The sequence below is a fragment of the Fictibacillus sp. 7GRE50 genome, assembly GCF_015903875.1.
In the GTDB taxonomy this organism is placed as follows: Bacteria; Bacillota; Bacilli; order Bacillales; family Fictibacillaceae; genus Fictibacillus; species Fictibacillus phosphorivorans.
In genome coordinates, this window is record NZ_JACZDW010000022.1 from 1 (window position 1) to 697 (window position 697).

The following is a 697-nucleotide window of genomic DNA, read 5'->3' on the forward strand; positions in this document are numbered from 1 at the left end:
GAAGGATGAGTCGCTTTAAATCCACGATCGGTCATTAAGGGACGAATCTTTTGATAGCGCTCAGCCGTAGTTTCATAAGTGAAAAACGCTTCAAGGAACGACCGATTTTTAGATAGTGCCTCGGTTTGTTGAACAGAGGTTAAGGATTTAATTTCTTCTTCATAATGACGCTGATTCGACCTGACTTCCTGCAGCTGGGAGCGTAAGCTAAAAACGTACATGATGATGATCACCGCTGCAATAAAAGCACCCATAAGCATAATGTAATTTTTCTTTTGGCTGGGTTCCATGATTTTCACCTCCACTACTGAATCCTTCTAAACCCTAGGAAAGGATAAATATTTTTCCACTCTTGAACGGACGAATAAGAAGTGCCGTTGCTGCCGTTCGCATTAATGAATTGGCCATCTCCTACATACATACCGACGTGAGAAGCTCCTGGTTTATAGGTGGAGAAAAAGACTAAATCTCCCGGTTTTATTTGATCTTCAGGAACAGGAATGGTTTTATCGTATTGAGATTGCGCTGTTCCATACATATCTACGCCAACCTGAGCAAAAGCATATTCGAGTAACCCTGAACAATCAAATCCGCCGGCTGCTGGCGTTCGACCTCCCCATACGTAAGGGCGGCCAAGAAATTCTTTCATAATGTGATGAACTTCCTCTACATCAAATGACTGGCTTCCATCTCCCAC

Annotated in this window: 1 protein-coding gene and 1 pseudogene; both read right to left on the reverse strand. The window is 43.0% G+C overall.

The features are described 5' to 3' along the window. Window positions 1-290, reverse strand: a pseudogene (locus IHV12_RS22515) (hypothetical protein); the annotation flags it as partial. 14 nt (window positions 291-304) lie between these two features. Next, a partial coding sequence (locus IHV12_RS22520) for a C40 family peptidase (protein ID WP_197192300.1) occupies window positions 305-697 on the reverse strand: 393 nt, incomplete at its 5' end.